This window comes from Streptomyces sp. NPDC008086 (genome assembly GCF_042957325.1).
Lineage (GTDB): Bacteria > Actinomycetota > Actinomycetes > Streptomycetales > Streptomycetaceae > Streptomyces.
In genome coordinates this window covers 168,579-185,267 of record NZ_JBIBIA010000002.1, presented here as the reverse complement: position 1 = coordinate 185,267, position 16,689 = coordinate 168,579, and the positions used below count along the sequence as shown (strand labels likewise).

Here is a 16,689-nt window from a genome sequence, read left to right as displayed (position 1 = left end):
GGCGCGGGGGAGGTCCGGAGGATGAGGCGTGCGGTGGTCCCGGCCGTGGTGGCGGCCGTGGTGCTGATGAGCGGCTGCGGCGAGGACGTGCCCGGCTGCGGCTGGGAGAACAGGCCGAAGAGCTTCCCGGTCGAGGGCGAGAAGCGGCAGGTGCGGATCCGGCCCAGCGAGCGTCATCCCGGGCTGGCCGGACGGGAGGTGACGGCCGCGCTGCCCCCGCGTCCCGACCGGGACGCCGGCCCCACCGCGCAGGCGCTGTACGACCTCCGGCAGAAGACGCTCGACATGGTGGGCGAACTGGGCGAGGTCGGGCCCGGCCGGTGCGAGGGCGGCGAGCTCGCCCTCGAGGTGGGGGCCACCACGCGCTGCACCGTCACCTACGAGGACGTCGAGGTGCCCTGGCAGGTGAAGATCACCAACGCCGTCCCGCAGGGCCTGGGCGCGCCTTACGGGATCGACTACCAGTACACCGCCCAGCCGTTGAGAACCGTGGTGCTCGCCCAGGAGGTCTACGACTGGTTCGCCTGGGAGGCCGGGAAGAACGGGCCGGACAGCCTCTCGGCCCCGAAGGAGCCGCGCTGCGACAGGCTCCCGGAGATGTTCACCGCCGAGCCCGGCCGGGACACCGGCTACTACTGCCAGAGCCTCAGTTACTCGTGCACCGACGGTGACTACGACTTCGAGTGGAGCGACGTCGCGATCCGTGTCGACGAGGAGGGGTCGGTGAGGATCGGCGGCGGTTCGTAGCAGGGCGGCCCACGCCGGTTCACAGCAGGGCGGATCACGGCACGCTACGCGCCCTCGCGCTCCCGTGACCGTCTGCCCAGGAGTTCCGCCAACCCCCGGCGGGTCGCCGCCAGGACCACGCGGTCCTCCTTCTGCAGGACGTATGAGTCGGGCAGGTCCCACACCCAGCCCGACGCGCCGCCCGCCCGGCCGTCCTCGTAGGCCTCCTCGACGGCGGGTTCCTCACGGCGCTCGGCGCGGGAGCCCCGGTCCAGGGCCAGGACACGCCAGGCGCCCGGCCGGAAGGCCTGGCCGACGGTCCTGTCCTCCAGCTGCGGCTGGCCGGCCACCTCGACCGCCGCGAACAGCAGCACGCGGCGTTCGACGGGGATCGCGCCGAGGATCTGGCGGCCCATCATCGCCCCGGCGAAGGCGGGCGCGGCGAGGTGCGTCACGCTGCGGCTGCGGGTCAGGGCGTGCGGGTGCGCGGCGCGCAGGGTGCGGTAGACGGCGGTGGCGAAGTCGTCGTCGTACAGACGCAGGACCACCCGTAGGTCGGGGCGGACGGAGCGGGCGTACAGGGCGGCCTCGAGGTTCGTGGTGTCCGCGCTGGTCACCGCCAGCAGCGCGTGCGCCCGGTGGATCTTGGCCGCCTCCAGGACGCCTTCCTGGGTGACGTCGCCGAGCACCACCGGCACCCGCAGGCGCCGCGCGGTCGCCATCCCGCGGGCCTCGGGGTCGGACTCGACGCACACCACGGGGATGTGCAGTTCCCGCAGCCGGGTCAGCACCCGGGTGCCGATCTTGCCGAGGCCGAGCAGGACGACATGGCCGCCGAGGCCGCGCGGCGGTTTGCGCAGGGCGGAGGCGGTGCGGAAGGTGCCGAGGGCCTCCAGTACGGCGGCCAGCAGCACGGGGAGCAGCAGCAGTCCGGTCAGTCCGGACAGGAGCTGGAGGATCTGGCGGGCCAGGGGCTGGTGGAGTGCGGGTTCGTTGATGGCGAAGAGGTCGAGGAGGGTCATGTAGGTGGCGTACAGCGGGTGTTCGCCGGTCACCACCGTCAGCGCGACGGCGAGTGCCGCGACACAGCCCACGAGTCCGGCCAGCGACCAGCGCAGCCGCCGGGAGAACAGCGAGGCGAAGGACGGTACGGCGCCGCGTCCCGACGGCAGGGACGGCCCCGCGTAGGACACCTGCTCCAGGACGACGGTGCCACGGCCGCTCGCCTCCTGGACGGCCTCCGCGTCCGGCAGCAGCAGCGGCCCGTGCTCGCCGCTGCCCTCCGAACCGTCGGCGCCGGCCGGGTCGTTGCTGGTCGTGGACAGCAGCGCGAGCGTGGTCAGCCCGGCCCCGGGCGACTGCCCGGGGCGCAGGGGCGGGCGTTCGACCGCGCGCAGCAGCAGGCCGTCCGTCTGGACCACCTTGGTGGTGCCGACGACGGCCGTCGCGGCCAGTGCGGGAGCGGCGGTGTCGGCGTCCGACAGCACGGTCGTGGAGGCGTCCAGACCGGCCTCCCCCGCGCCGGTCGCCAACGCGGCCGCCTGGTCGAGGAGTTCCTCGATGTGCTGGCCCAGCCGGCGGTTGTACAGGCGCAGGACGAGCCGCAGGCGGGGTTGAGGCGGCGGGCGGTGAGGGCGGCGCGGATGTTGGTCTCGTCGTCGTCGTAGACGAGGGCGAGCGCGGCGGCCCGTGCGACACCGGCGTCGGCGAGGGCGGCTTCGGTGGCCTCGCCGGCCTCCACCACCCGGACGTTCCCGGCGGGTTCGCCTCCGCCGGTGCCGGTGCCGGTGCCGGTGCCTGTGCCCGTGCTGGTCCCGCCGGTCCCGCCGTTCGCGCGACTGACGGCCGCGGTCACCGCACCGAGCAGCGCCGCCGACGCGGCCCGGGCCCGGCCCACCACGGGTGGCCGTACCGTGCGCTCGGCGGGCGGCACGACGAGCGTGACCTGTTCGCCGTACACCCCGCGCAACTCGGCGGCCAGCCGGTGCGCCAGCCCGTCGTCGCCGCACACGACCATGTGCGCGGCCGTGTCACTGCCCGGCCGCTGACTCGGAACGCTCCCCACGAGGGGAAAGACTGCCTCATAGTGACGGGTGGTTCCACCGGCGGCCCGCCGTGCCCGAACCTCCCCCGAACCTCCTCGACTGAACACTCCCGCCCGGCCGCCCGTACCGGAGGGGAGGGAAACCAGCGCCCTACCGCACCACCGGAGGTACCTCGCCCGTGGCGATCACCAAAGCGGCCCCGCAGAAGACCGAGGGGGCCGGGCCGGAGACCGAGCGAGCCGGGCAGGAGGGCCGGCACCTCGACTCCCCGCTCCTCCTCACCATGCTCATGGTCGTCCTGGTGCTGCTCCAGAGCCCGATCCGCCGGGCGCTGTCCGCACCGGTCATGCAGAGCTGGACGACGGTGTTCGTCGCGGTGATGGTGCAGGCGCTGCCCTTCCTGGTGCTGGGCGTGCTGCTCTCGGCGGCCATCGCGGTGTTCGTGCCGCCGTCCTTCTTCGCTCGCGCCCTGCCCGGCCGCCCCGCGCTCGCCGTCCCGGTCGCCTCGGCGGCGGGCGCGGTGCTGCCCGGCTGTGAGTGTGCGTCGGTGCCGGTGGCCGGGGCGCTGGTCCGGCGCGGGGTGACGCCCGCCGCGGCGCTGGCGTTCCTGCTGTCCGCCCCCGCGATCAACCCGATCGTGCTGACGGCGACGGCCGTCGCCTTCCCCGGAAACCCGGAGATGGTCCTCGCCCGACTGGTCGCGAGTCTCCTGGTGGCCTGCGCGATGGGCTGGCTGTGGCTGCGCCTCGGCCGCTCCGACTGGCTGAAGCCGCCCTCCCACCCGTCCCACGACGGGCAGGGCAAGGGCGAGGCGTTCTGGAACTCCGTCCGGCACGACGTGATGCACGCCGGCGGCTTCCTGGTGGTCGGCGCGATGGCGGCGGCGACCCTCAAGGCGGTCACCCCCGAGAGCTGGCTGCGTGCCGCGGCGGACAACCCGGTGCTGTCGGTCCTCGCCCTCGCGGTCCTCGCGGTGGTGCTGTCGATCTGCTCGGAGGCGGACGCGTTCGTGGCGGCGTCGCTGTCCCAGTTCTCGCTCACGGCCCGGCTCACCTTCCTCGTCGTCGGCCCGATGATCGACCTCAAACTCTTCGCGATGCAGGCGGGCACCTTCGGCCGTTCCTTCGCCCTGCGCTTCGCCCCGGCCACCTTCACGCTCGCCGTGGCGGTGTCGGTCCTGACCGGATGGGTGATCCTGTGAACCGCCAGGCGCAGTCGGCAGTCCTGTTCCTGCTCGGCGCGTCCCTGCTGCACGCGGGCAGCACGGACCTCTATCTGCGCTACGTCAAACAGGGTCTGCGCCCGTTGGTGCTGGCGGCGGGCGCGGTACTGGTCGCGGCGGCGGTGGCGACGCTCTGGTACGAGCGGAAGCAGGCGCGACGGCACAAGCGGGGCGGGGAGGAGCCGGGCCACGCCCACTCCGAATCCCGGGCCCACTCAGACCTCCCGGCCCACACCCACCCCGAACCCCGAGTCGCCCGGCTCCTCGTCCTCCCCCTCCTCGCCCTGATCCTCGTCGCCCCGCCCGCCCTCGGCTCCTACAGCGCCACCCGCACCGGTACGGCCCTCCAGGAGCCCCTCGCCTACCCCGACCTCCCGGCCGCCGACCCCCTGCCGCTCAGCGTCGTCGACTACGCGGGCCGTGCCGTCTACGACCACGGCCGCACCCTGCGGGGCCGCCACGTCCGGCTCACCGGCTTCCTGGCCCTGGACCGCGACGGCACTCCCTACCTCGTCCGCATGGCCCTCAACTGCTGCGCCGCCGACGCCCAGCCGGTCAAGGTCGCCCTCACCGGCCAGGTCCCACCGGTCCTCCAACCGGACACCTGGCTCCGGGTCACCGGCACCTACACCCCGCGCCGCGCCGAGGACCCGGTCAACGGCGGCCCGATCCCGTTCATCGAGGTCACGGAGGCCGAGCCGGTGCCGGAGCCGACGGATCCGTACGACGAGAGCTGGAACAGCTGACGAGGACACTCTCTTGCCGCCCCCGGGGACGCCCCCTACCCTGAATCTGATGGACCGTCAGATTCGGGAGGCGTGGCGTGGCCAGTACCGAGAGCGGCACCAAGGACCTGCCCAGGGTCATCAGCGTGGACGATCACGTGATCGAGCCCGCGCACCTCTTCGAGACCTGGCTCCCGGCCAAGTACCGGGACCGGGGTCCGAAGCCCCTCACCGCCGGGATCGGGGAACTCGCCTACGTCGGCGGGAAGTACCGGTTCACCACGGACCCGGACGGTCAGATCACCGACTGGTGGGAGTACGAGGGGGACCTCTTCCCGTACAAGCGCATCATCGCGGCCGTCGGGTTCTCCCGGGACGAGATGACGCTCGACGGGATCACGCGTGAGCAGATGCGGCGCGGCTGCTGGGATCCGAAGGCGCGGCTGGCGGACATGGACGTCAACCATGTCGAGGCCTCGCTCTGCTTCCCGACCTTCCCGCGCTTTTGCGGGCAGACCTTCGCCGAGGCCAAGGACAAGGAGGTCGGGCTGGCCTGTGTGCGGGCCTACAACGACTGGATGGTCGAGGAGTGGTGCGGCGACAGCGGCGGCCGGCTGATCCCGCTGTGTCTGATCCCCCTGTGGGACATCGACCTCGCGGTGGCGGAGATCCACCGCAACGCGGCGCGCGGGGTGCGGGCGGTGACGTTCAGCGAGATCCCCACCTATCTCGGGCTGCCGTCGATCCACTCCGGCTACTGGGACCCGTTCTTCGCGGCCTGCGAGGAGACCGGCACGGTCGTCAACATGCACATCGGCAGCAGCTCGCAGATGCCGGCCGCCTCACCCGACGCCCCACCCGCCGTCCAGGCGTCCCTGTCCTTCAACAACGCCATGGCGTCGATGATGGACTTCCTGTTCTCCGGGGTGCTCGTGAAGTTCCCCCGGCTGAAACTCGCCTACAGCGAAGGCCAGATGGGCTGGATCCCGTACGCCCTGGAGCGCGCGGACGACGTCTGGGAGGAGCACCGGGCCTGGGGCGGCGTGAAGGACCTGATCCCGGAACCGCCGTCGACGTACTACTACCGGCAGATCTTCTGCTGCTTCTTCCGCGACAAGCACGGGATCGAGGCGATCGAGACGGTCGGCGTGGACAACGCGACCTTCGAGACGGACTATCCGCACGTCGACTCGACCTGGCCGGAGACCAAGCGGGTGGCCGAGGAGCACGTCGGCGGGCTCTCCGACGAGGTGGCCTACAAGCTGCTGCGCGGGAACGCGATCCGGATGCTCGACCTGCCCTTCGACCAGGGGCGTTGAGGAGGGCCTGGAGGAGCCCTCAGCGGGTGGCGGGCGGGCAGCGCCACCCGAAGGAGGTCAGCGCCCGGGCCCTCGCCTCCACCACGGCCATCCGGGCGCGTCGCTCCGCCGGGTCGACGTGGGCCGGCTGCCCGGTCATCTGGCCGTCCCACTTGCGGTAGAGCAGGCCCGCCTCCGCCGAGAACCAGCCCCGGCTCACGGAGTTCAGCGCGAGCAGCAGACCGGTGTCCTCGGAGGCGGGCAGGGCCATCCAGCCGCCGAGGGCGAGCAGCAGGTCGCGGCGGACGCACAGGGTCGCCGGATGGACCGGTGCGCGGAAGTCGTTCGCCGTCCAGAAGTCCAGGACGGCGCCCGGTTCGACCGGCCCGTCGTCGGGGTCGCCGGGGAAACCCACCGTCGAGCCGTCCGGCAGGAGGTCCAGGACCCGGGAGGTGGTCCAGCCGACGGCGGGGTCGGCCTCCAGGACCGCGAGGTCGCGGGCGAGCGCGCCCGGGGTCAGCTGGTCGTCGGCGTCCAGGATCTTCACGTACTCGCCCTCGGTGTGCGCGAGCGCGATGGTGCGCGCCACGCCCGGGCCCCCGGGACGGCCCTGACGGAAGGTCACCCGCGTGTCGTCGGGGACGTAGGGGCGCACCGCGTCCGTCTGCCCGTCCTCCTGGATCACCCACTGCCACTCCCAGCCCGCCGGCAGCCGCTGTTCGCGCAGCGACTTGTGGGCGTCGGGCAGGAACACCGCCGACGGGCCGTGGACAGCGGTCACTACGGTGATGCGCCGGGTCACGAACGCGCTCACCACCTTTCCAGGGACGTGGTGAACAGCAGCTCGGCGCGGTCGCCGGGCAGCGTGACCTCGGAGAGGTCCACGACGCGGTCCGTGATGTCGTACGACGTCTTGCGCAGCAGGATCACCGACGTCCCCGGCGGCAGCTCCAGCTCCCGCCTCTCGCGCGGCGTCGGCGGGCGCGCGGTGACCCGTTCCTCGACCCGGCCCACCTCGATGCCGACCGTGTACAGCTGGTTCTGGGTGCCGCCCGGCCAGGGCTCGTTGGCGTCGTCCAGCAGCTCGGGGTTGGCGGCGATCATCTCCCGCACCAGATAGGACGTCACCAGGCTGAACGGGGCGCTCTCGGCTGCGCACCGCGTCCGGTAGGTGCGCTCCAGCAGCACGATGCCCTCCGGTACGCCGAAGACGGCCGCGAGTCGCGGGGGCGCGGGGACCTCGCGGTAGCGGGCGTGGAAGACGAGGTCCCCGACCCGCAGGCCCGAGTCGTGTTCCGTGGCCCCGGTCGCGGCCCGCGTGGTGAGGGGGCGGCGGGCCCGGTCCTTCTCCCACTGGTGCCGGTGGTTGTCGCGGAGCAGCGCACTGCGGGGGCTGCGCAGTTCGTCCGTGATCACTTCGTACGCCTTCGGCACTGGCGGTCACCGGCTTGTTGTCCGGGGTCGGACAGGATCAGCGTACGACTCCCCACGGCCGCCCACGACTCCTGGCCGGGGGCATGAGAAGGCCCGATCGCTGGCGACGGGGGATGCACCAGCGATCGGGCTGCACCCACAGTAACAAGGCTGCCTGCCTCACGGGAGCCGCCTGATCCGCTGTGAGGAGGGGTTGTGATCGGGATCACGGAAACCGCTGTCCGCCGAGCCCCTGTCGTATCACAGCGTCCCGGCCTGGTCACGCGCCGTGCGGGGCTATTCGGCGCACGGCGGCTCGTACGACAGCCGGGGCAGGTACTCGTGCCACTTCTCCCGGGTCAGCACGCCCTCTGTCGTCCCGCAGACACGGCGGACCGCCTGATCGACGTCCAGGTTCCACAGCCGGACGGTGTCCGTGCCGCTGGAGACGCCGAGCATGTGGCTCGTGGGACTGAACGACAAGAAGTTGCCCGTCTTGGCGTTGGGGCTCATCGCCTGCCCGATGGGCGAGGCACCGGACGGGTCGGCGACGTTCCACAGCCGGACCGTGTTGTCGTTGCCGCCACTGGCCAGATAGCGCCCGCCCTTGCTGAACGTCAGGGAGACGACCGCCTCGGTGTGCCCGCTGAGCGGGTCGCCGTGCGGGGCCGCCGCGCTCGGGTCGGTGACGTCCCACAGCCGTACGGTGTCGTCGTCGCTGCTGCTGGCCAGCGTGTGGCCGTCCGGGCTGTAGGCGAGCGCGTTGACCGGCCCGGTGTGACCGGTGAGCGGGGTGCCGAGCAGGGTGGGACGGCGGGGGTCGGTCACCTTCCACAGCCGGATCGTGGCGTCCGCGCTGCCACTGGCGAGGGTGCGGCCGTCCGGGCTGAAGGCGAGCGAGTTGATGTAGCCGCCGTGCCCGGTGACGGGCGGGCCGAGCGGCACGACATGGGCGGGGTCGCTGACGTCCCACAGCCGGATGGTGCGCTCGTCGTAGGCGGTGGCCAGGGTGCGCCCGTCCGGGCTGTACGCCAGCGCGTCGGGGCCCATGAAACGGGTGCGCAACGTGATCGGGGAGTCGTAGGGAGCCGGGTGGGCGGGGTCGGCGACGTTCCACAGCCGCACGCTCTGCTCGCCCGTGGTCACCGCGAGCGTCTTGCCGTCGGGCGAGAACACCTGGGAGCGCTGACCGGTGTCCCCGGGCAGGAACGGCTTGCTCAGCGCCACCGGCCGGGCCGGATGCCGTACGTCCCACAGCCGGATCCGTCCGTCGCGCGCGGCCGTCGCGAGCACCTTGCCGTCCGGGCGGAACGCCCCGTTGCCGCCGATCATGTCCGACGTCGGGATCGACCACAGCCGCACCTTGCTGTCGCCGCTGCCGGTGGCCAGAGTGTGGCCGTCGGGGCTGAACCCGAGTGCGTACATCTCCCCGCTGGCGCCCGCGAGGGGCTCGCCGACCTGCGAGGGGTACGCGCGGTCGCTGACGTTCCACAGGCTCGCGGTGCTGTCGGCACTGGCGGCGGCGAGCATCGTGCCGGCCGGGTTGAAGGCCACCGACCAGATCGGTCCGGTGTGCCCGGTCAGCGGGGCGCCGAGTTGGCTGCCGTGGCGCGGGTCGGTCACGTCCCAGAGCCGGATCGTGTCGTCCGCGCTGCCGCTGGCGAGGGTGCGGCCGTCCGGGCTGAACGCGACGGAGTGCACCAGGGCGGTGTGTCCGGTCAGCGTGGAAAGCGCCTGCGGCCGGCCCGGTTCGGACACGTCCCAGAGCCGGATCGTCTTGTCGTCGCCCCCGGCCGCCAGCGTGTCACCGTCCGGGCTGAACGCCACGGACCGCACGGCGGCCTCCGCGCCGGTCAGCGTGGCGAGCGCCTTCGGCCGCCGCGGATCGGCCACGTCCCACAGGCGTACGGTGCGGTCTTCGCTGACGGAGGCGAGCGTACGGCCGTCCGGGCTGAAGGCGACCAGGTAGATCGTGCCGTCGTGCCCGGTCAGGGGTGAGGCGAGGGGCCGCGGCCGGCTCGGGTCCCGCACGTCCCACAGCCGTACCGTGCCGTCGTCCGAGGCGCTGGCCAGGGTACGGCCGTCCGGGCTGAAGACGGCGCTGCTCACCCAGCTCCTGTGCCCGGCCAGCGGCTTGCCCAGCGGCTGGGGGCGTTCCGGGTCGGACACGTCCCACAGCCGTACGGTCCGGTCGTAGCTGGCGGTGGCCAGGAGCTTGCCGTTCGGACTGAACGTGGTCAGGTACACGGCTCCGGTGTGGCCGAGCAGGGGTGTGGCCAGCGGCGCGTTCACGATCGAGATCAGCCGGCTGGTGGCGTCCTCGTCGTCCGGGCGCAGCCGGTGGGCGACCAGGTCGAGCTGGGCGGACAACGACGGGTCGGTGTACTGGAACCGGTCGGCCTCGGCGAGGACCTGCGCGAACATGGCGTCGTCCCGCTGCTGCCAGGCGACCACCGCCGCACCCACGGCCAGCATCGCCAACGCGACGAGCGCCGCGACCGCGCTGCGCATGATCCACACCGTGCGCCGGCGCAACCGGACCGAGGCGGCGAGGAACTCCACCGCGCTCCGGGTCAGGAAGATGTCCCCGGCCGAGCGCGCCCAGCCGTGGGCCTGCTCCAGCCGGGACCCCCGGTACAGCAGCGACGAGTCGCGGTTCGAGCCCTCCCAGGCCCGGCCGTCCTCCTCCAGCCGCTGGCGCAGCAGGTTGCCCTGCCGGTCCTCGTCGATCCAGTCCCGCAGCCGGGGCCAGGCGTGCAGCAGCGCCTCGTGGGTGATCTCCACGGTCTCCGCGTCCAGCGTCACCAGCCGGGCCCGCACCAGCGCCTCGAGGGACTCCTCAGTCTTGCCGGGGTCCGTCGACTCCGCCGCCAGCTGCCGACGCGTCCCGCGCCGCCGGGTCGCCTGGGTGTCCTCGCCGAGCCGGACCAGCCGGAGCAGCAGCAGCCGCGCCGCGGTCCGGGCCGCCGGGTCGAGGCCGGACCAGGCGCGCTCGGCGGTGGCGGCGACGGCACCCTGGATCCCGCCGGCCGCGCGATACCCGGCCAGCGTCAGCCGCCCGGCCTTGCGCCGCTGCCAGGTGGCGAGCAGCGCGTGCGACAGCAGCGGCAGCACCCCCGCGTCATGCGTCCCGCGCGGCCCGTCGGCGCTCACCTCCCGCACGATCAGCTCCGCCAGTCCCGGCTCCAGCTCCAGCCCGACCGCCTTCGCCGGCCCGGTCACCGCCTCCCGCAGTTCCGGCGTGGTCAGCGGGCCGAGGACCATGTGCCGGTGCTGCAAGGCGTCTGCCAGCTCGGCGTGGGCCAGGCACTGCTCGTAGAAGTCGGCACGGATGCCGAGGACGACGAGGACGGGCGGGAGGTCGCCGGGCTCAGCGGGGGTGCAGGCGGCGTGGAGGAGCTGGATGAAGGTACGGCGGTCGGCTTCGTCGGGGCAGAGGGTGAAGGTCTCCTCGAACTGGTCGACGATCAGGACCGGCGGGGTGGCCGGAGCGGTGGCGGGGGAGGCCTCGCGCCGGGCCCAGGCGAGGACGGCCGTGCGGGTGGCGTGCGCGAGGTCGGGGGCGTCGGCGCGGGTCTCGTACGTCCCGTGGAGGCCGCCCGGCCCCTCGGGACCGCTCGCGGCGTCCGGCTCGCCCGACTCCCCGGCGCCCCCTGAGCCCTCCGACGCTCTCGGCCCGGAGGTGGAGACGACCTCCGCGAGTTCCGGTACGCGGCGGGTCAGTTCGCCCAGCGGATCGGCGCCCGGCACCAGCTGCACCACCGGGCCGGCCGGGCCGCCGTTCTCCCGGCCCAGCGCGCCGTTCCGCAGGGCGGGTACCAGACCGGCGTTCAGCAGGGAGGACTTCCCGGCGCCCGAGGCGCCGACGAGCATCACGAGGCCGCCGGACTTCTCCACGGCACGGAGCTGGGCGACCAGGGTGTCGGTGCTGCGCTCCCGGCCGAAGAACCAGCGGGCGTCCTCCTGCCGGTACGAGGCCAGCCCCCGATACGGACACACCCCGCCCGCCACGGCAGAGGCCTCGACCGGGGTCTGCTCCTCGTCTTCCCCGGACGTCGCCCGCTCCCACAGGCGCTGCCACTGGCCCAGGTCGTACAGTCCGGCGGAGACGGGCGCCGGCCGGGCGCGGCGGGCCTGCGGGATCAGGACCTGCAGGACGGCCGACAGCGCGGCGAACTGCGCGGGCACGTTCCTGGCCCGCCGCCAGTCACTGATCCGCTGCGCGGACACCCGTACGGGTCGCCCCCGCTCGTCCATCCGCTGAAGTCGGACGACCGCCTCGGCCACGCTCTTGAGGGGAGGGTTGCCGGCCTCCTTGTACAGCAGCGCAAGCCGTTCCGCGAAGGCTGTGCGCGCCGCCGAGTCGGAACTCAAGGCCTCCACTCCTTACTCCGCCGCACCTGGACATCCGGACCGGAAAACTCACTTTATACGGCTGACCTGCGGTAAGAGTGGCCTCCGGAGACCGGATGCTCCTCCTGCCAGCCCTTCACTGGCAGGATCACGACGGCAGTGCGCACCTCCCGCGCGTCACCCAGGCAGGCCACCAGCCCAGAGCCCGGAGAGACCACTCATGGCGCCGCATGTTCTCGGACACCTTCCGCGGGTTCACCTTCCGCAACCGTCACCCGCACCCGGCGCCGCCCGAGTCCCGCTCGATCCGCGCTGACCCGTCCGCACGGGACAGCACGGATCGACACCTCGCCGCCGTCCGGCACCGGTCCCCACGAGGGGAGGGACCGGTGCCGGACGACGCGGTAAGCCCGCCAGAGGTTGTCTCCCGCGCCGCCTAGCCGCCCGGCAGCGATGCCGCGAGCTGTTTCCACGCCGTGTGCGCGTCGGTTCCGACGATTCCGAAGTGTGTGATCGGCGCGACGCAGCGCCCGTGCGCGCCGTCCAGCTCGATCGCCGAGGTGACGTGCTGAGCGAGGCCACCTTTTACGCACCTTTTCCTCCTCCGTCAAGTCCCGAGCCTTCGGAACATGACCCAGCTCCGGAATTCCGGCTTCATTGAAGTGCGGGCCTCACCGGAAACACCGCAAAGAGACCGAGGCCCCGGGGCGCGAGAAAAGCGCCTTTCACTTCACGAGGAGAAAACCATGAACCGCATTACCCGCAAGCGTGACGGCGTCGTTGGCAAGCGAGCCCTGGGCCTGGCAACCCTGACCGCATCCGCCGTAGTGATCGGCGGCGCCGTGATCCTCCCGGCCAGCGCGGCATCGGCGACCACGATGCCCGACACGGGCGTGACAAAGACCCTGGAGCAGAAGGGTAAGGGCAAGGACAAGCACAAGGGGAAGGGCAAGAAGGACAAGAAGAAGGACAAGAAGAAGTACTGCTGGGACAAGAAGTACTACAAGGAGCACTTCAAGGAGGACAAGGACGGGAAGTACTCGTGCTGGTGGAAGGAAATCAAGTTCTACTGGGACGACCACCACGACTGCTTCTACGCGATGAAGGACGGCCACCCCCGTTACTTCGTCGAGAGTCACAACAAGGGCAACTTCTTCGTCCAGAACAACATCAACATCATCAACATCAATATCAACATCAACAACAACAACCAGTTCAAGGACGAGAAGAAGGTCGAGGAGATGGAGAAGGAGGACAAGAAGGACGAGGACAAGAAGGACGAGGACAAGAACAAGGACGAGGAGAACAAGGAGGACGAGAACAAGGAGGACGAGAACAAGGAGGACGAGAACAAGGAGGACGAGAACAAGGAGGAGGAGCCGGCGGAGGAGGCCCCGGCTGAGGAGGAGCCGGCTGACGAGGCCCCGGCGGAGGACGAGCCGGCTGACGAGGCCCCGGCGGAGGACGCCCCCGCTGAGGACGAGCCCGCCGACGAAGCCCCCGTGGAGGAGGAGCCCGCGGAGGACGCCCCGGCTGACGAGGCCCCGGCGGAGGACGCCCCGGTCGAGGAGGCCCCGGCGGAGGACGCCCCGGTCGACGAGGCCCCGGTCGAGGAGGCCCCGGCTGACGACGCCCCGGCCGACGACGCCCCGGTGGACGAGGCCCCGGTCGAGGACGCCCCGGCCGTGGACGCCCCGGTCGCCTGAGGCGCGGTGCGATCCATCCTCTCCCAGGCGGTGGGGTGAAGGTCCTCCAGGACCTTCACCCCACCGCTGTTTCAGCCCGTCGGCACGCCGGTCGCGCGCTTCGGAAGGGCCCTCGGGGGAACTCGTCGACCGAACGACGTACGAGTGATCAGGCACGACACCGTATGAGCGCCGTGCGCGGAAGGAGAGGCACCATGCCGGCTGGATCGAGCTCCAAGCGGGAGCGCCAGTACGAACATGTCAAGAAGAGCGCCCAGGACCGCGGGGAGTCCACGAAGCGGGCCAAGGAGATCGCCGCACGCACGGTCAACAAGGAACGCGCCAGGTCGGGCGAGTCGAAGTCCGCGAGCAAGACCTCGATCCGTGACCCGAAGTCGGCGTCCCAGCGCGGTGGCCAGCGCTCGCACAGCGGCTCGCAGGGACCGACCAAGGACCAGCTGTACCAGGAGGCCAAGAAGCGTGACATCCAGGGCAGGTCCTCGATGAGCAAGAAGCAGTTGGAGAACGCGCTCGGCCGCTGATGGGCTGCGGGCAACAGAAGGGCCGGTCCAGAAACCACTCAGGGGCCTGATCCATTCACTGGATCAGGCCCCTGACCTGGTACTTCACTGTCGGGGTGGCGGGATTTGAACCCACGACCTCTTCGTCCCGAACGAAGCGCGCTGCCAAGCTGCGCTACACCCCGATGTCACTGCTTGTCGCGGCGACGTCGTTTACTTTAGCCCACCGGTGGCTGGAGACGAAATCCGGTTTTGGCGCGGTGGCGCAGGCGGTGGCGGAGTGGGTTGGGGCGGGCGTGGTCGAGGGCCACGAGGAGGATGGCCAGGGCGTAGCTGGTGAGGCCGATGAGGAGGGCGTTCGCCAGGATGCTGCGGTAGCCGTGGTGGGCCACGTCGAGGAAGGGGTAGAGGTAGCGGCCCGGCGTGCCGGGGAGGAGCAGTTCGCCGCGGACCAGGGTGAACGTCAGGTAGGTGAGCGGGTAGATCATCCAGGTCGCCGCCGGACGGAGGTGCAGTCGGCCCGGGGCCGTCAGGAGCAGCCAGTCCAGCAGGGCCGCGATGGGCGTCGCCGTGTGCAGGACCTGGGTCGTGATCGCGTGCCAGCCCGTGGGGCCGGCGGCCTCGCCGGTGAGGACGCCGGACAGCATGTAGGGGCTCGCCTCGTTGGCCAGGAGCACGTGGTAGGTGAGGCCCGTGACGATCACGTAGAGCAGCGTGGCGCCCGTCAGCGCGGACGGGAGGGGCCGGCGGGCGGTCCCGGCGCGGCGGGCCGAGAGGGCGAGGACGACGGCCAGCAGGATGTTGCTCTGGATCGCGAAGTGGCTCAAGGTGCGCAGAGGGCTGCCGAGGGCCAGTTCGACCGACACCGCTCCCGCCGCGATCAGGGCGACCAGCAGACGGTACGTGGCGGCCAGGGGGCGGCGTACGGGGGGTACCACCGCCGAGGCGGGGACGTGGGAGGGCAGCAGCACGGGGATGCCCGGTATCGCGGGGAGGTCCGGGATGTCCCTGGGTATCGGGGCGGTCATGCCCTCACGCTAAGCAGGGTGGGCGAAACGGGCGATATGGGTGGTCTGTCTGGGTTAAGGGGGAGGGGGACAGGGTTACGTCCCGTCCCGGGACCGCGTCGGCTCCCCCCGCTCTCCTACTCCCGCCCCACCAACGTCAGCAACGTAGCCTCCGGCGGGCACGCGAACCGGAACGGCGTATAGCGGTTCGTGCCGCAGCCTGCCGAGACGTGCAAGTAGGAGGTACGGCCCTCCGCCGTGTGCGTGGACAGGCCCTTCACCCGGTCCGTGTCCAGGTCGCAGTTGGTGACCAGGGCGCCGTAGAAGGGGATGCAGAGCTGGCCGCCGTGGGTGTGGCCGGCCAGGACCAGGGGGTAGTCGTCGGCCGTGTACGCGTCCAGGACGCGCAGGTACGGCGCGTGCACCACGCCCATCGCGAAGTCCGCGGCGCCGGACGGGCCGCCCGCCACCTGCTGGTAGCGGTCCCTCTTGATGTGCGGGTCGTCCAGGCCGGTGAGCTCCACGGAGACGCCCTCGACCTTGAGCGTCCCCCGCGTGTTCGTCAGATTCAGCCAGCCCGCCGCGTCGAAACCGTCCCGCAGCTCCTCCCACGGGTTGTGGATCGCGCCGACCGCCGGCGGGTTGCCGTTCAGGCCGTGGCGGCCCTGGGTCTTCTCCAGCAGGTAGCGGGCGGGGTTGCGCAGCTTGGGGCCGTAGTAGTCATTGGAACCGAAGACGTACGCGCCCGGGAACTCCATCAACGGACCCAGCGCGTCCAGCACCTCCGGCACACCCTCCGGGTCGGACAGGTTGTCGCCGGTGTTGATCACGAAGTCGGGGCGCAGACCGGCCAGCGAGCGCAGCCAGCGCTGCTTCTTGCGCTGGCCGCCGACCATGTGGATGTCGGAGACCTGGAGCACACGCAGCGGACGCATCCCCGCGGGCAGCACGGGGATCGTTACCCGTCGCAGACGGAAGGAACGGGCCTCGAAACCCGCCGAGTACAGCAGACCGGCGGCGCCAACCGCCGTGATTCCCAGGGGTACTCCGTATCGCGCACGCATACGACCATCGTGTCAGACCGGGGGAGGGCCACGTACCGGGCAGCGTCGGCGCACTCCCCGCACCCCCCTTGAAATCAACGGGCGTTCCGCTCCCCACACCTGCGACAATCACCCCATGACCACGCTCAAGTCGAAGCTTCAGGAAGACCTCAACGCCGCGATCAAGGAGCGCGACGAGCTCCGCTCCTCGACGCTCCGGCTGACGCTCGCCGCGATCACCAAGGAGGAGGTCGCGGGCAAGGAGAAGCGCGAGCTCTCCGACGACGAGGTGCAGAAGGTGATCACCCGCGAGGCGAAGAAGCGCCGTGAGGCGGCCGAGGCGTTCGCGCAGGGTGGGCGTGCCGAGCAGGCCGAGCGGGAGAAGGCGGAGGGCGAGGTCCTCGCCACGTACCTGCCGAAGCAGCTCAGCGACGACGAGCTGAACGACATCGTCGCCCAGGCCGTCGAGGAGGCCAGGGCGGCCGGCGCCGAGGGCCCGCGGGCCATGGGTGCCGTCATGAAGATCGTGAACCCGAAGGTCGCCGGGCTCGCCGAGGGTGGCCGGGTCGCCGCGGCCGTCAAGAAGCTGCTCGCGGGCTGACGCTCAGGTAGCGGGCTTGGCGGGCCATCCGCCAACGGCCCATCCGCCCG

At 71.8% G+C, this 16,689-nt stretch carries 11 protein-coding genes, 1 tRNA gene and 2 pseudogenes; 7 read left to right on the top strand and 7 right to left on the bottom strand.

Going from position 1 to position 16,689, the window contains the following annotated elements; translation table 11 throughout:
* The first annotated feature begins 21 nt into the window (after nucleotides 1-21).
* Nucleotides 22-747 (top strand): hypothetical protein, encoded by a 726-nt coding sequence (locus ACFZBP_RS06760; protein ID WP_391410613.1) that lies wholly within the window; start codon nucleotides 22-24, stop codon nucleotides 745-747.
* A 44-nt stretch (nucleotides 748-791) separates the two neighbouring features.
* On the opposite strand, the pseudogene ACFZBP_RS06755 reads toward ACFZBP_RS06760, so the two are convergent.
* A pseudogene (locus ACFZBP_RS06755) lies at nucleotides 792-2,743 on the bottom strand (potassium channel family protein).
* A 206-nt stretch (nucleotides 2,744-2,949) separates the two neighbouring features.
* On the opposite strand from ACFZBP_RS06755, the gene ACFZBP_RS06750 reads away from it, so the two are divergent.
* From ACFZBP_RS06750 to ACFZBP_RS06740, 3 genes are all read left to right on the top strand, one after another.
* The gene (locus tag ACFZBP_RS06750; RefSeq protein WP_391410611.1) at nucleotides 2,950-3,972 is read left to right on the top strand and encodes a permease; all 1,023 of its coding nucleotides are present in this window, start codon (nucleotides 2,950-2,952) and stop codon (nucleotides 3,970-3,972) included.
* Nucleotides 3,969-4,739 carry a TIGR03943 family putative permease subunit gene (locus ACFZBP_RS06745; protein ID WP_391411589.1) on the top strand — a complete coding sequence of 257 codons (771 nt, stop codon included), beginning with the start codon at nucleotides 3,969-3,971 and terminating at the stop codon, nucleotides 4,737-4,739. The genes ACFZBP_RS06750 and ACFZBP_RS06745 overlap by 4 nt, the downstream gene beginning before the upstream one ends.
* 77 nt (nucleotides 4,740-4,816) lie before the next feature.
* Nucleotides 4,817-6,037 carry an amidohydrolase family protein gene (locus ACFZBP_RS06740; RefSeq protein ID WP_062724032.1) on the top strand — a complete coding sequence of 407 codons (1,221 nt, stop codon included), beginning with the start codon at nucleotides 4,817-4,819 and terminating at the stop codon, nucleotides 6,035-6,037.
* Between the two features lie 19 nt (nucleotides 6,038-6,056).
* Here the strand turns inward: ACFZBP_RS06740 and ACFZBP_RS06735 are convergent, their stop codons facing one another.
* The 3 genes and pseudogenes from ACFZBP_RS06735 to ACFZBP_RS06725 all read right to left on the bottom strand — a co-directional run bounded on the left by ACFZBP_RS06735 (nucleotide 6,057) and on the right by ACFZBP_RS06725 (nucleotide 11,812).
* Nucleotides 6,057-6,830, bottom strand: coding sequence for a glycosyltransferase family 2 protein (locus ACFZBP_RS06735; RefSeq protein WP_383449392.1), 774 nt, complete (start codon nucleotides 6,828-6,830; stop codon nucleotides 6,057-6,059).
* Nucleotides 6,827-7,456, bottom strand: a pseudogene (locus ACFZBP_RS06730) (UTRA domain-containing protein); the annotation flags it as partial. The gene ACFZBP_RS06735 and the pseudogene ACFZBP_RS06730, both read right to left, overlap by 4 nt.
* A 270-nt stretch (nucleotides 7,457-7,726) precedes the next feature.
* On the bottom strand, nucleotides 7,727-11,812 hold the full coding sequence (locus tag ACFZBP_RS06725) for an AAA family ATPase (protein WP_391410608.1): 4,086 nt from the start codon (nucleotides 11,810-11,812) through the stop codon (nucleotides 7,727-7,729).
* A 716-nt stretch (nucleotides 11,813-12,528) separates the two neighbouring features.
* Between ACFZBP_RS06725 and ACFZBP_RS06720 the strand changes: the two genes are divergently transcribed.
* Together ACFZBP_RS06720 and ACFZBP_RS06715 are read left to right on the top strand one after the other, a co-directional pair.
* A complete protein-coding gene (locus tag ACFZBP_RS06720; protein ID WP_391410606.1) occupies nucleotides 12,529-13,488 on the top strand; it encodes a hypothetical protein in 960 nt (319 codons plus the stop codon).
* A gap of 194 nt (nucleotides 13,489-13,682) precedes the next feature.
* A complete protein-coding gene (locus tag ACFZBP_RS06715) occupies nucleotides 13,683-14,009 on the top strand; it encodes a plasmid stabilization protein (protein ID WP_383449395.1) in 327 nt (108 codons plus the stop codon).
* Between the two features lie 90 nt (nucleotides 14,010-14,099).
* Here the strand turns inward: ACFZBP_RS06715 and ACFZBP_RS06710 are convergent.
* From ACFZBP_RS06710 to ACFZBP_RS06700, 3 genes are all read right to left on the bottom strand, one after another.
* Nucleotides 14,100-14,173, bottom strand: a tRNA-Pro gene (locus tag ACFZBP_RS06710).
* 33 nt (nucleotides 14,174-14,206) lie between these two features.
* A complete protein-coding gene (locus ACFZBP_RS06705) occupies nucleotides 14,207-15,016 on the bottom strand; it encodes a Pr6Pr family membrane protein (RefSeq protein WP_391410604.1) in 810 nt (269 codons plus the stop codon).
* Nucleotides 15,017-15,132: 116 nt separating this feature from the next.
* A complete protein-coding gene (locus ACFZBP_RS06700) occupies nucleotides 15,133-16,059 on the bottom strand; it encodes a metallophosphoesterase (RefSeq protein WP_383449421.1) in 927 nt (308 codons plus the stop codon).
* Between the two features lie 115 nt (nucleotides 16,060-16,174).
* Between ACFZBP_RS06700 and ACFZBP_RS06695 the strand changes: the two genes are divergently transcribed.
* Complete coding sequence (locus ACFZBP_RS06695) at nucleotides 16,175-16,639, top strand: GatB/YqeY domain-containing protein (RefSeq protein WP_383449422.1); 465 nt, start codon at nucleotides 16,175-16,177, stop codon at nucleotides 16,637-16,639.
* Nucleotides 16,640-16,689: the final 50 nt, after the last annotated feature.